15 protein-coding genes are annotated in these 13,520 nt (G+C 50.3%); 8 read left to right on the forward strand and 7 right to left on the reverse strand.

Going from position 1 to position 13,520, the window contains the following annotated elements; translation table 11 throughout:
- Positions 1 to 3: 3 nt before the first annotated feature.
- From PsAD26_RS05295 to PsAD26_RS05305, 3 genes are all read left to right on the forward strand, one after another.
- Entirely contained in the window at positions 4 to 876 is an 873-nt protein-coding gene (locus PsAD26_RS05295) for a branched-chain amino acid ABC transporter permease (protein ID WP_063309573.1), read from the forward strand.
- A 14-nt stretch (positions 877 to 890) separates the two neighbouring features.
- Positions 891 to 1,871: a branched-chain amino acid ABC transporter permease gene (locus PsAD26_RS05300; protein WP_063309574.1), complete on the forward strand. Its 981-nt coding sequence runs from the start codon at positions 891 to 893 to the stop codon at positions 1,869 to 1,871.
- A gap of 81 nt (positions 1,872 to 1,952) precedes the next feature.
- Positions 1,953 to 3,152: an ABC transporter substrate-binding protein gene (locus PsAD26_RS05305; RefSeq protein WP_063309575.1), complete on the forward strand. Its 1,200-nt coding sequence runs from the start codon at positions 1,953 to 1,955 to the stop codon at positions 3,150 to 3,152.
- A gap of 69 nt (positions 3,153 to 3,221) precedes the next feature.
- On the opposite strand, the gene PsAD26_RS28735 is transcribed toward PsAD26_RS05305, so the two are convergent.
- A complete protein-coding gene (locus PsAD26_RS28735; RefSeq protein ID WP_082596781.1) occupies positions 3,222 to 3,389 on the reverse strand; it encodes a hemin uptake protein HemP in 168 nt (55 codons plus the stop codon).
- Between the two features lie 794 nt (positions 3,390 to 4,183).
- Here PsAD26_RS28735 and PsAD26_RS05315 point away from each other — a divergent pair.
- Genes PsAD26_RS05315 through PsAD26_RS05330 form a run of 4 tightly spaced genes read left to right on the forward strand, consistent with a single transcriptional unit; the run spans position 4,184 to position 6,976 of the window.
- Positions 4,184 to 4,909, forward strand: a complete 726-nt coding sequence (locus PsAD26_RS05315; protein ID WP_208985525.1) for a MotA/TolQ/ExbB proton channel family protein — start codon at positions 4,184 to 4,186, stop codon at positions 4,907 to 4,909.
- A complete protein-coding gene (locus PsAD26_RS05320) occupies positions 4,899 to 5,282 on the forward strand; it encodes a biopolymer transporter ExbD (protein ID WP_063309578.1) in 384 nt (127 codons plus the stop codon). The genes PsAD26_RS05315 and PsAD26_RS05320 overlap by 11 nt, the downstream gene beginning before the upstream one ends.
- 33 nt (positions 5,283 to 5,315) lie before the next feature.
- On the forward strand, positions 5,316 to 5,702 hold the full coding sequence (locus tag PsAD26_RS05325) for a biopolymer transporter ExbD (RefSeq protein ID WP_063309579.1): 387 nt from the start codon (positions 5,316 to 5,318) through the stop codon (positions 5,700 to 5,702).
- Complete coding sequence (locus PsAD26_RS05330; RefSeq protein ID WP_063309580.1) at positions 5,699 to 6,976, forward strand: TonB family protein; 1,278 nt, start codon at positions 5,699 to 5,701, stop codon at positions 6,974 to 6,976. Before PsAD26_RS05325 ends, PsAD26_RS05330 begins: the two co-directional genes overlap by 4 nt.
- A 53-nt stretch (positions 6,977 to 7,029) precedes the next feature.
- On the opposite strand, the gene rirA is transcribed toward PsAD26_RS05330, so the two are convergent.
- A complete protein-coding gene (rirA, locus tag PsAD26_RS05335; RefSeq protein ID WP_082596779.1) occupies positions 7,030 to 7,500 on the reverse strand; it encodes an iron-responsive transcriptional regulator RirA in 471 nt (156 codons plus the stop codon).
- Between the two features lie 286 nt (positions 7,501 to 7,786).
- Here rirA and PsAD26_RS05340 point away from each other — a divergent pair, with 286 nt between their 5' ends.
- Entirely contained in the window at positions 7,787 to 8,461 is a 675-nt protein-coding gene (locus PsAD26_RS05340) for a GntR family transcriptional regulator (protein WP_063309581.1), read from the forward strand.
- A 77-nt stretch (positions 8,462 to 8,538) separates the two neighbouring features.
- On the opposite strand, the gene PsAD26_RS05345 is transcribed toward PsAD26_RS05340, so the two are convergent.
- The 5 genes from PsAD26_RS05345 to PsAD26_RS05365 form a co-directional block, all read right to left on the reverse strand.
- The gene (locus PsAD26_RS05345) at positions 8,539 to 10,119 is read right to left on the reverse strand and encodes a BCCT family transporter (RefSeq protein WP_063309601.1); all 1,581 of its coding nucleotides are present in this window, start codon (positions 10,117 to 10,119) and stop codon (positions 8,539 to 8,541) included.
- A 17-nt stretch (positions 10,120 to 10,136) separates the two neighbouring features.
- On the reverse strand, positions 10,137 to 11,279 hold the full coding sequence (locus PsAD26_RS05350; RefSeq protein WP_063309582.1) for a mandelate racemase/muconate lactonizing enzyme family protein: 1,143 nt from the start codon (positions 11,277 to 11,279) through the stop codon (positions 10,137 to 10,139).
- 52 nt (positions 11,280 to 11,331) lie between these two features.
- The gene (locus PsAD26_RS05355) at positions 11,332 to 12,507 is read right to left on the reverse strand and encodes a UxaA family hydrolase (protein WP_063309583.1); all 1,176 of its coding nucleotides are present in this window, start codon (positions 12,505 to 12,507) and stop codon (positions 11,332 to 11,334) included.
- Entirely contained in the window at positions 12,507 to 12,842 is a 336-nt protein-coding gene (locus tag PsAD26_RS05360) for an SAF domain-containing protein (protein WP_063309584.1), read from the reverse strand. Before PsAD26_RS05360 ends, PsAD26_RS05355 begins: the two co-directional genes overlap by 1 nt.
- Before the next feature lie 292 nt (positions 12,843 to 13,134).
- Complete coding sequence (locus PsAD26_RS05365) at positions 13,135 to 13,512, reverse strand: nuclear transport factor 2 family protein (RefSeq protein ID WP_063309585.1); 378 nt, start codon at positions 13,510 to 13,512, stop codon at positions 13,135 to 13,137.
- Positions 13,513 to 13,520: the final 8 nt, after the last annotated feature.

The raw sequence follows: 13,520 nt of genomic DNA on the forward strand, positions 1-13,520 counted from the left end.
CCAATGCCATTCATGGAATTCGTCAATTTTTACCTCATGCCGGGGATCGTACTGGGCTCAATCTACGCTCTGGGCGCAGTTGGTATCACGCTGGTATTCGGTATCTTGAGATTTGCGCACCTTGCGCACGGTGACCTCGCAACGCTCGGCGCATTTGCAGCCCTCGGAGTGGTGACCATCTTCGGAGTTAGCCCTTGGGTTGCGCTTCCCGTTGCGATGGTTGTTTGCGCGTTTATGGCCATCGGCATCGACAAGCTATTCTACGACTATCTCTCCGAGCGCCCAAAGATCATCGTGGTGATGTCTTCACTGGGTATCGCTCTAATGCTGCGTGCCGTGGTTCAGGTGGTTTGGGGTGTTGATACAGAAACCTACACCCGTGGTATCGTCAGACCTGACGATTACTGGGGTGTCCGCATCCGTGATCGTGAGATCTACACCATCATCGCAATGTTCGTGATTGTCGGCGCATTGTGGGCGTTTTTGCAGAAAACCAAGTGGGGCAAGGCCATGCGCGCCATGTCTGACAACCCTGATCTTGCGTTACTTTCGGGTGTCGATAACCGCAAAATCACAATGCTGACTTGGGGTATCGTAGGCATCTTGTGCGCTGCCTCCGGTTTCTTCCTCGGCATCAACACAGAGCTGAAGCCGCTCATGGGCTGGACAATGCTTCTGCCAATGTTTGCAGCTGCAATTCTTGGCGGCGTAGGGCGTGTGGAAGGTGCGGTGATCGGTGGCTTGATTGTTGGCATTGCTGAAGAAACATCTGTTCTGTTTATCCCGGGAGAGTACAAGGCCGCTATGGCGTTTGCGATCCTCCTGCTCATCCTTCTTGTGCGGCCAACCGGCTTGCTCAAGGGTAAAGTTCTGTAGGAGGGAGATGAACCATGGAACTCATCGGTCTGCTTAACTACGCGGTGTTCATGGCGATCTTTATCGGCATTTACTCCCTTCTGGCTCTCGGTCTTAACATTCAATGGGGCTTTTCCGGTCTCTTTAACGCAGGTATTGCGGGCTTCTTCGCTGTTGGAGCTTATTCATCCGCACTGCTCACAGCACCAGAATCCGCTGTCCATCTGGGGGGCTACCAACTGCCAGTTGTTGTCGGTTGGATCGGCGCGATGGTCGCCGCTGGTGCAATTGCATGGCCAATCGGCAAGGTATGCTTGCGTTTCCGCTCTGATTATCTTGCAATCGCGACAATCGGCGTGGCGGAAATCATCCGTCTGGTCGTCAAGTCAGAAGGTTGGATGACAGGTGGCGCACGTGGTGTGAACAAGATCCCACGTCCATTTGGTGATCTGTCCTATCTGTATTCCCAGCTGGCTTATCTCGCTCTCGTCTTTGCCATCGTGCTCGTCGTGTACTGGGCTATCGAGCGTCAGATCTCTGCGCCTTGGGGACGCATGATGCGCGGTATCCGTGACAATGAAGATGCAGCAACCGCTATGGGTAAGGACATCAAGGCGCGTCGTCTGGAAGCATTCATCTTCGGTGCTGCTGTGATGGGACTTGGTGGAGCGCTGTTTGCTCACTTTAACCGGTCCATAACCCCAGAAGCCATTGATCCAATGATCGCCACATTCCTGATCTGGATTATGTTGATCCTCGGCGGCTCAGGTAACAACCGCGGAGCCCTTCTCGGCGTTGCTGTTGTCTGGATCATCTGGTCTGCGTCAGAGTTTGTAACGGATCAACTGCCAACAGAATACGCCATTAAAGCCAAGTACATGCGCGTGTTCATTATTGGCTTGCTTCTGCAATTGGTCCTCCGGTTCAGACCGGAAGGAATCTTGCCGGAACCTCAGGGAACAGCTGGCAGTCCAGAAGCCAAAACCTTTCACAAACAAGAAAGTGCAGCGAAGTAACGCCAGCACTCGTGGAAATCAATTTTAACGCCCTGGTTAATCCGGATAGTATTTGAAACAGGGCTCTTTGGAGGTGAACTGATGCTTAAGAAAATCGCATTGGCAGCAGGCTTGTTCAGCGCTACTGCACTTGCATCCAACGCTGTTCAGGCTGATGTAAAAGTCGGTCTTCTGGGAGGTATTTCCGGCCCAATCGCGGCTATGGCTCCACCAATGCTGGACTCTGCAAAGCTGGCTATTCAGCAGGTGAACGAGCAGGGCGGCATTCTGGGCGGCCAGAAGCTCGAAGCTGTTGTAGGCGACAGTGCGTGTAACCCACAGAACGGCGTGGATTCCGCTACCAAGCTGGTAAACATTGAACAGGTTGCAGGTCTTATCGGCCCACATTGCTCTGGTTCCGTTCTGGCTGTTGCGAACTCCGTGACTGTTCCAGCTGGCATCACGCTGATCACGCCATCAGGGACTTCTCCTGAAATCACAGGTCTGGAAGACAAAGGTCAGGTATTCCGTACAGTACCTTCCGATGACTTCCAGGGCCGTTCACTTGCCCGTACACTGTTGAACCTCGGCACAAAGAAAGTTGCTGTTGCCTACCTCAACAACGACTACGGCAGTGGCCTTGCAAATGCTTTCAAAGTTGAATTTGAAGCAAATGGCGGTGAGATTGCTGGATATTCAGCGCACGAAGAAGGTAAGGCATCTTACCGTTCCAACCTTGCTGAGCTGTCCCGTGGTGGTGCAGATACGCTTGTAATCTTCGATTACGGTGATGGCACTGGCCTGACCATCCTGCGCCAGGCGCTGGAAAACGGCTTCTTCACCAACTTCGTTGGCGGCGACGGCATGAAGTCAGATGCAATCATCCGTGAACTCGGTGCTGAAAACCTGACCACATTCATTGCTTCTTCTCCAGTAGGTGAGAAGTCCAACAGCCTTGAGCTCTTCAACGAAGCCTACAAAGCAGTTGGCGGTAACCCGGATGCAATCTTCGTATCCAACTCCTACGATGCTGCATTCCTGATGGCTCTGGCTCTGGAAAAAGCTGGTGGCGAGGCTGCTAAGGTTTCTGAGGCGATGGCTGCTGTGTCCAACGGACAGGGCGAAGCTGTTCTTCCAGGTGAATGGAAGAAAGCAGTTGAGCTGATCGCAGCTGGTAAAGACATCGACTACAAGGGCGCATCTGGCGACCTGAACTTCGACAATGCTGGCGACGTTCCTGGTTCCTACGGCCTGTTTAAGGTCGAAGGCGATGCATTCGCGCTTCAGCAGGCTCTGAACTAAGGTTCAGAACAGTCAAAATTAGGAAAAAGCCGGCCTCATCTCAGGTCGGCTTTTTTCATGGCAAGTTCGTCACTTAGTAAGAATCAACTTGCCAAGTTTTGTGATCGACAATCGGTAGTTATCTTCGCGATGGGAGATTGTGATCTCGCGCTCATCGCCAAAGAGTGCCTTGCTATCAACAGTGCGCTCATGTGGCTGACTTTGTGAGCTTTCCTGAGCTTTTTCCATATCAGTCATTCGCCTCAGCCTTTCCCCAATTTTGGCTAGCGTGGATGGTCGCGATACCCTCAAGAGCTAGGGGGACTCTATCGCGTTTATTTCTTGACTTTCATATTCATGTTTTATTACAAGTGCAATGCCTACTCAATAATTGCTGGAGATCGCGTCCTCCCGCAAACCGTCCTGGAGTAGGATTTGTATCGATGCGCAAGCCAGCTGTTACTCTCTCCCTCAACAGCCAGCCAGCCCACGATATCCTTGATATATGCGACTGATTTGCATTTGCAACTAAGTTTTAATTTTTGGGTTGGGGTCCTATGAATAAGTTGGTTAAGCTGTTTTCATTTGTTCTTGCTGTCTTGTGGATAACGCAAATAACTGCAGCTGGAGCAGCAAACACGACAAGAGAACCAGTGATCGCTCTCCAGTTGAATAAAGCTGAGACCACTCAGAACGGATGTCGTGTAAGCCTTCTTGTTCGCAATCACCTTAAAGATGAGATCAATCAACTGGCATTGGACTTGGTAGTCTTTGATAGTACAGGTGGAATCTCTGATTTCCTGAGTATGAAGACAGGTCGTCTTCCTTCCGGAAAGACGCGAGTTCAGCAGTATGACCTCCCATCCAGTAGTTGTGCAGACATCTCGTCATTACTTATCAATGATGTCAGCCAGTGTGAAGGAGCTGAAAATGTATCTCCGGCTAGCTGCTTAGACTCATTGAATGTATCCTCTCGCGCTGCGATAGAACTAACACTCTGAACCGCTGCAGAACCGAATTAGAAAAACAACGAGATTTCCAGAATGAATGCCATGATTGAAAACCTGGGCCTGACCGCAGCAATGACACCTGTTATGGATCTGCTTGCGAAAGGTGGCGTGGTCGTTGGATTGCTGCTGGTTGTCAGCGTACTTGCTCTAACAATTGTCATCGCAAAACTCTGGCAGTTCTGGATTGCAGGCGTTGGTCGTCATCGCAAAGCTGAGCAGGCCGTGGCCTTCTGGCGTGTCGGCAAGCGTGATCAGGCCTACAGGATCGTGGTAACAGATCGCTCTCCGGTCTCCGACGTTCTGGCACATGCCATGCGCGGTCTCATGAAACCCCAGGTGCCAGAGAAAAGAGTCCGGGAAGATGTCGAGCGCATTTGCTTCACGCATCTTGCGGATCTTCGCAGTTATCTGCGGGCGTTGGATATGATTGCCCAGATCGCTCCTCTACTCGGCCTGTTCGGAACAGTGCTTGGGATGATTGGGGCGTTTCAGGCTATGGCGGACGCTGGTTCGCAGGTCGATCCATCTACACTGGCAGGTGGCATCTGGGTTGCGCTGCTGACAACTGCCGTTGGTCTGGCCGTTGCAATCCCAGCTTCCGTGATGTTGTCATTGTTCGAAGGCCGCATCGAACGTGACCAGGGAGCAATGGAAAAGATCGTAACTGAACTCTTCACCGGGGCAGTCACCTCCATCGCTACTCAAACTGAAGAAGCGGAACAAGTTGGAATACAGCCGCGCTTTGAGGTAGTCCACGATGCGCCTTAGTGAGGCTCCAAAACGAAGCCGTGCACCTGGCCTCACATCTCTGATTGATGTGATCTTCCTTTTGCTGATGTTCTTCATGCTCGCCTCAACGTTCTCGATCTATCAAAAGTTAGATGTGACATCGGGAGCAGAAGGCGCAGGACAAATGGAGCAGTCCCCAATCCTTCTGCAAGTTTTCGCAGAAGGACAGCTGTCGGTGAACGGTGATCGGGTAAAGGTTGAGGCTTTGATCGCGACGCTCAGCGACGCAGGCATCGAAAAAATACGACCTGTGGCGATCATTCCTGCCAAGGATTCCACGGTGCAAGATGTCGTGAGTGCGCTTGAGATGCTTAAAACAGCAGGCTGGTCAGCGACGATCGTTGGCAATTGAATTCAGAATATTGCGAAATAAGAAGTTTAAAGAATGCGTCTGAAGACAAAACCACAAAAGAGGAAATTTGAGAACACGATCCCATTGATCAATATCGTGTTTCTGATGCTCATCTTCTTCCTCTTTGCAGGTTCAATTGATAGAGACGATGCAAAAAACGTGAGCCCTGCAGAAACGCAGGAGCAATCTAGTCGTGAGCTTATTGCCGGAGCGCTGATCATCGCGCCTGATGGAACGATAACCCAAAATGAACAGCCAGTTCTTGTTGAGGACCTGATGCCGCTGGAGGGCAACAAAGATCCTTTGATGGTTGTTGCTGACAAGGCACTTTCTGGTCAGACACTTGCCAGAACCCTTGCGGGGCTGAAAAAGCAAGGATTCTCCGATATCACATTGGTCACCGTAAGGGCTGCTCAATGAAGAAGGGAATTCGTAGGAAAATCGGTGGCTCAGTCCTCACGACCGCCTTACTCGTGTCAGTCAGTGTTCACGCAGGTGGATTTGCTTGGTTCTATACAAGAGCTCCTGAAGTTCAGGTTGCCTCAACCCGATCAACGTCACTTTCTGTCGTCGGATCAATTGAGGACCTCATTGCAGGTTCCAAGGAAGTTGTCGAACCGATTGAGCCAGAACAAGCAGATGAAATCGAGCCTCGTGAGATAGAAGCTGAACAGCCGGTTGAACAAGTCAAAGAGATTGAGGCCGTTGAGCCCATTGAGCTGGCAAAAGCAGAGATTACACCAATCAAACCGATCGTAACGCAGGCTGTGAAGCCGCTGCCAGTACCTGTTGCTGAAGGTGTTACTATTAAGGCTGAGATTGAGCCAATCAAGCCAAAGGAAGAGATTGAACCGCTTAAATTTCAGCTTCAGCCTGAACAAATCAAACCTGCGGAAGTGCAGGAGGTTAAGCCTGTCGAAGTTGCAAAAGTTCTTCCTGTTGAGCAGAAAGAACCATTAGAGCCAACCAAAGACGTTGATCCTGTAAAGCTGAAAGAGCAACAAGACCCAGTCAAACCGGAGGAAGCCAAACCATCTCAACCAGAAAAACTGGAAGTGGTGGAGCAGGAAACACCGGAAGAACTGAAGCCGGTAGAAAAGAAGTCTGTTGAACCCGTTGATGAAAAGAAAGAGCTTGAGGCAAAGCTCGTTGAGACTGAAGTTGCTGCAGTAACTGTTCCTGTCCCGCGAGCTGCGCCGCCACGTCCAAAGCAGCCGCAGAAAACGAAGCCTAAGAAGTCCGCAAAGAAGGCTCCTGCAAAAGCCAAAAAAGAGCCTGCCACGAAAGCAGGTAACTCGGATGTTAATTCTGCTCGTGGCTCCAAGGTCGCACGAAAAGGCTCCAATACCTCAAAGAATGGCAATAACATTGCGGGCTCCGGCGACAGCGCTGGCAATACTGTGACAAGCAATTACTGGGGCAAGGTGCAAAAGAAAATCCAGCGTGCTGCGGATAGACGGTACCCGAGACGAGAGAAGAGGCGTAACAAATCTGGTAGCGTTCGAGTGGGTTATGTTGTGCTCAGGAGCGGGGCTATCTCACAAGTTCAGATGGTGCGCTCAAGCGGGAATAAAAACTTCGATAAGGCTGCAGTGAAAGCGGTCAAAGCAGCTGCTCCGTTTCCGCCTTTGCCACCATCAATCAGAGGCAATTCAGTGCGTAGAGCAACCTCAATTATCTTCCAGACAAAGTAACAAAAAAGGCAGCGAATGTTCGCTGCCTGATCATCTTGTCGCTGATGGCGCGCTTACTCAGCAGCAGCCATATTCTTTGGCAGAAGTGGGTCTTCAATCTGCAACAGGTGGCGAATGCTCGCACGGTTGTCAGCAAGATCCGCAATCGTGCACTTGTCGAGCACACCGAGGAATGCTTCCAGCGCTTCATGCAGAACAGAGTTGAAACCACAGTGGTTGACGAGTGGGCAATCCTGACGGCCACTGTCAAAGCACTCTGCAAGAAGGAATGACTCTTCAGTCGCACGTACTACCTGACCTACGCTGATTTGCTCAGCTGGACGCGGCAACACGATACCACCGTTACGCCCTCGGATGGTTTTCATCAGATCAGCGTCAACGAGCACCTTCATGATTTTGAAAAGGTGAGTTTCCGACATGGAAAACGAAGCCGCGATCTCAGCAACTTTGCTTGGCTTGCCAGGATTTGCCGCACAATACATCAGGGCACGTACAGCATAGTTGGTTTGTTGAGTGAGTCTCATAATATTAGCTATGCGTCTTCCGGTGTCTGTCGTCAATAAAAATATGCATCTCTAACTCAACAATAAACCATTCCTAGTTTAGAGTCATTAAAAACTTTGTCGGTGCTGAAAACAAACCCAACATCGTCTTTTTGCCAGTGCACGCGCAAAATATATCTAAATCCAACTGATCCTACAATAATCACAGAGCAAATATCTGGCGCAAGAAACTCGTCATTTATTCAGCAAGCTAATGGTGATACAGCTCAACTAAGAGAGTGAACACGACGGACGCAATTGAGTTCCAATGAAGATTTCAAAACAAAGCCTTGAGGAGCAGGCCGCAGATTTTCTGAGGCAGCAGATTTTGGCGGGTCATTATGTCTCAGGTGACAAGCTTACGGAAAGTACGCTTGCGAAAGGTCTGGAGCTTTCACGCACAACTGTGCGCATGGCGTTGAACACACTCTCGAGCGAAGGTCTTGTCTCACAGAAGCCTTACGCGGGTTGGAGTGTGACGACACTGACGGACCATGATATCTGGGAAATCTACCACCTCCGTGTGGCGTTGGAGAGTCAGGCTGCTCAAATGGCAGCTGAAACCATCACGCCGGAAAAGGCCGTTCGGCTGCGCAAGGAACTGGAAGTCTTTAAGGAGATCTGTCAGCAAGACAGTGTATCCCTTACAGAAGTCACGTTCTATGACTTTGAGCTCCACAAGTTGATTATTGAATTGAGTGAGAGCGCACGCTTGGCGCACATGTACAAGAGCGTGATCAATCAGCTTTCAATCTATATTCGTATCACGCACTTTGACTTTGATATTGAAGACAGTGCGAACACCCATGTCGGTTTAGTGGAAGCCATTTGTTCTGGTGAGGCGGAAAAAGCCCGCAAGCTCGCTATTGAGAATATCAGTACCTTCACTGAAATGGGTCATAAGCTGAAACATGAACATGTCAAACTGGCGACTGATGACTGACAGTGCGTGAAGATTTGAGATAGTCAGAAAAAAGGGCGGCCCGAAGGTCGCCCTTTTGCTTTGCCTGAGGAGGAAGCTTATTCCGCAGGAACAGCACCAGCTGCTTCGCGGGACTGCCGGAGAATATCTTCGCCACTTGTTAAAGCGAAGTCCTCACGCATCCACTTGATGAATCCGTAAACCATGTAGCTGATGATAAACATCAGTGGGATAGAGGTTACGATGGCACATGTTTTGATGGTGTTCAGTGGGGCGTCAATGAACATCATCGCAAGTGGAACTGCAGCCAGCATCACACACCAGAACAGGCGCAGCATTGGAGATGGCTCTTCGTTCTCTTTCAGACCCTTTGTAGAAGCCGCTGCCATGGTGAAGGCTGCAGAGTCCAGAGTGGTTGCCAGGAAGAGAACGGAGACCAGCGCAAACAGAACGATGAAGATCGCGCTGAGTGGCAGGGTGTTCATGACCTGAACAATCGCCTGATTTCCTTCGCCGGAAGCTACAAGACCAGCAACATCAACAAGACCGGTTACGTTTGCTGACTGAGACAGACCACCAAGGATACCGAAGAAGAAGAAGCAACCTGCACTACCGCTCAGCAGCATGTTCGTGATGACGCCGCGGATACTACGACCCTTGGAGATTTTGGTCACGAAGATGGATACGAATGGAGTGTAGGTGATCCAGTAGAGCCAGTAAAAGATTGTCCAACCTTCTGGGAAGCCGCCATTGTCAACCGGATCAGTGTAAAGGCTCATGCGGATGAAATCCTGGATCATGATACCAAGACCATTCACCGTAGACTTCGCAATGAACATTGTTGGGCCAACCAGGAACACAGCAATACAGAAGCCGATTGCCAGATATGTGTTCATGGAGCTGATACGTGCCATACCCTTTTGAATGCCCACATATGAACTCAGAGAGAAGAATGCGGAGATAATCAGGATCAGAACCAGATTCACATTGAAGGTAGGCTCGATACCAATCAGAGAAGACAAGATCTCAGAAACCATCGGCACAGACACACCAAGTGTGATGGAAAGTGCACCGAAGATGGTGAAGATGAAGATCACGTCAATCACACGGCTGATCAAGCGCCAAAGCGGAGTGATCGGCTTATCACCACGGATAGCAGTACACACAGCTGAAAGGCTAAGACCAGGGTTCTTACGAACGTGGAAGTGGTACGCAACTGGCAGAGAGACAATGCAGTAAGCTGCCCAGGCGCTGAAGCCCCAGTGGAACAGGTTGTAAGCAGTGCCCAGCTCATACGCAGCAGTCGTGCCAGTCTGAACTCCCAGAGGGGGGGCGTTGAAGTAGTATGCCCACTCAGTAAAGGCCCAGTATACTGTTGCAGAACCCAGACCTGCACAGATCATCATGGAAACCCATGCGAACGTGCTGTACTCAGGGCTACCTTCTCCCAGACGGATATTACCGTATTTACTGATACCAAGCGCAGCCAGAAAGATAACAGACCCAAACACAAGCAGCAGCACTGGCGTGCCGAAGATCGCATTGAATGAAGCGAACAGGTAGTTGGCTATCTCGTTGCCCTTTTCAGGGAAGATTGTCAGGCCAGCAACAATGGCGATGACAAACCCTAGACTTATTGAAAGCAGTAAGGTGTCTAATCTTTTCCCAGTGTTAGACATTTGTTTTTCCTCCATCTTCAAGCGTAAGCAGGTTGTGCATTCACTTGATATTTTTTGATTAGGTCTTCGTTCAGCTCGATCCCAAGGCCTGGGCGATCAGGAACAACAAGCTGCCCCTCAGCGAAGACCACTGGCTCTTTAGCCAGCCCGTTACCCGCAACAAGCGGACTATTGCTCTGGGAGTATTCCATCAGGTTTCCTTGCTCGCAGGAGGCAAGGAAATGCACAGATGCAGCGAGCAGAATGTCTGTGCTGAACCCGTGAGGAATGAGTTGGACACCGCGCATCTGCGCCATGTCATAAATCTTGCGCATCTCGGTGATGCCACCACAACGCGTAATGTCTGGTTGAATGATGTCTGGCTCACAACGCTCCAGCATGTCGTGGAACTCACGGCATGTGGTCAGAGCCTCACCGCCCGCGATCTTTTGAGAAGCCTGAGCTCCAAGTTTCACATAGCCACGTTCATCGTCAGCCATGACTGGCTCTTCAATCCAATGCAGATTGAAAGGTTCCAGACGCTTACACATATGCAAAGCATGAGATGCAGTGCGCCACTTGGTGGCAAGATCGATCTGTAGCTCGATGTCTGGACCGATTGCTTCACGTACGACGCGTACAATCTCATAATCAGTGTCTGGATCATCACCCAGAATGCCGCCGCCGAATTTCAGACTAGTGAAGCCTTTCGCGACCAGATCCTGTGCGATCTTGCGGTTGTCTTCTAGGTTATCTGCCGGGATGAAAGTGCCGTAAGCCGGAATCCGGTCACGGTACTTCGCTCCCAGCAGAATATGCAGTGGCACACCATAGTGCTTGGCGGAGATGTCCCACAGTGCAATATCGATAGCGCTCATGGCATGAATGCCAGCACCGCGACGACCAACATAGTTGCTGGACCAATACATCTTGTTCCATAAGCGGCTGATTTCAAGCGGGTTCTCGCCGATCAGCAGAGACTTGAGTCCGGTGCAATACAAGTTGGATTGCGGTGCTTCAATGAGAGCTGCAATCACGGTTGGCGAGCTGTCTGACTCCCCAAGCCCCACCAGACCAGTGTCGGTGTGGATGCGTACGATCAGTGCATCTTCGCCCCACTCGCAATTTTGTGCGAGCAGCGGGACGCGAAGATGGATGACCTCAACATCAGTGATCTTCATTTTATTCTCCCTGATGCGCCGGTCCTCCAAGAAGGCCTGCGCGTTGTTTTAATTATTCTGCGGGGATGGAAAGCAAACGCTCGACGCGCTGATCTTTCTGAATGAGTGAACAGTAAGCGTAGCCAAAGTCTTCGATGGCGGTTTTCTCGCCATTGATCACGCCTTCAAGTGTTTTCAGGATTTGCTCGGAGACATTCTCAAGGCTGTCTTCACCGCGCATGACGCCGGTTGCATCAATATCAATGTCTTCATTGATCAATTGGCTGTTGCCACTGACGCGGATGACGGGAACAATTGGATTATTGAACCCGGCCCCACCAGTGGTCCAAAGGATCACCTGACAGCCAAGTGCTGCAAAATGCATGGCGGACCCGCCACAAAGCATTGTCGTTTCAGACAAGTACATGCCTGGAGCCTCTGGTTTCTCCAGCTTAGTCGCATTGATGCGCAAGATATCCTGAATTGGCTTGGTACCGGTCTTTGCAAGAGCTCCGAGCGACTTCTCTTCAATAGTTGTCAAACCGCCGATGCTGTTGCCAACGCTCATGGTTTCGACCTGAGTGCCTTCAACATGCCAGCGCTTTTCTTCATCACTGATCAGCTGGTTGATTTTCTCAGAGACTTCTAAGGTTACAGCCCGCTCTTTGAGGATATGCTCACAGCCAAGCAACTCCAGCAGCTCTCCCGCCACGGCGGAAGCCCCCATATCAATCAGTTTATCTGCAGCAAGACCAACACTTGGGTTGGAGGCAATGCCAGAGCTCGTGTCTGAGCCTCCGCATTTGATGCCCACGAGAAGCTTGCTAATTGGAGCATCAACCATGGGTGTTGCGTTTGCATGTTCTACGATCTTAACAATACGCTTCAACCCTTTGCGAATGGTCGAAACTGTTCCGCTCTCTTTAATGCAGGTGAGGGTCTCTACGGGACGCCCGGTTGCACGGATCGGCCCAGCCACGAGGTCGGGTGTAATGCTGCCGCAACCCATATTGATCACCAGCGCCCCGGCGATATTCGGGTTGGTCGCTGCATTGATCATGGTGCCAATCATCTCTTCGTTGCCACCATACATGCAGGTATTGTAATTGGTGACGACAACAGTATCGGGCGTCTTCTCGGAGATCGCACGGGCGATGCCTTCCGCGCACTCATCGGCAGCGATAACCATGATGAGATTGCGGATGCCGACAGATCCATCTTCTCGCTGATAGCCTCTGAACGTCTGCATCAGTCCACCTCAATTTCCATTTGGGTGATGATTTCGTTGATCATTACCTCAGGGATATCCAGATTTAAGCTTCGAATATTTTGAACGTGAGCAAGCTGACCCTGAGGAACAGGTTTGATTGCTTTGCCGACTGCGACGCCACCTTTAATCAGGTGGTCCTCTGGTTTCATGGGGCGCAGCGCGACTTTGTTGCCGAAGGGAATAGCTTGCAAAAGTTCCAGCTCTCCCAAAGTTTCGTTCTGTTCGGAGATCACCAGAACTGTTTCACCCTTGCCGGCATCTTCCAGCAAGGTTGCAACATTGTCTGCAGCATTAAGGCGAAGTGCCTTGATCATAATGTACTCCGTCGATTGTCCTACAATCGACTATTGCATAAAATGCATATCAAGTCTTGAGAAAAATCAATATTGTCTGACAATCTAAGAGGTGGGTGAATTAGTGACTAATATTCAGTATCTTAGGGCTAAAAATTTTCTGATGCCGGTTCTTGGCGAATGCTCTCAGCTTGGGGAGCTAAGTAAAGTCCAGTAGAAAACATGGTGTTTTACAATAGAATGCACGGCGCAAAACCAAAAGTTTTACGCCGTGCTTTTAAATGAGTCTCTCTGTCCAGCTCAGGTATTTTTCCTAAAGCGGAGAAATGTCGACATAGACTTGATAGTCATAAATCAGAGTATCTTTGAGCTTCAGAACAGCTGAGAAGGGGATTTGTAGTGTGCTTTCGTCATTGCGCGTGTAATGCACTGCGCCCGTGCAAATGACCGTATCACCAACACTCCAGGCGTCTTTGAGTGTGTGGGACATCGCTGCGATGGATTGGAAAAAGGCCGCATTTGCATCGACAACCTGCTTGTAACCTGAAATCTCATCAAAATTTCCAAGCTGGAACCTTACGTCTTGTGCAAGGAAGGATCCGACAGCATCAGCGTTCAAAGAGTCGACAGCTTGATAGAGCTTATTGGCAAAGTCGCGTGCATCTACGTGTGCCTTAGTGAGTGATGACATTTTCTTTC

It is taken from the genome of Pseudovibrio sp. Ad26 (assembly GCF_001623285.1).
In the GTDB taxonomy this organism is placed as follows: domain Bacteria; phylum Pseudomonadota; class Alphaproteobacteria; order Rhizobiales; family Stappiaceae; genus Pseudovibrio; species Pseudovibrio ascidiaceicola.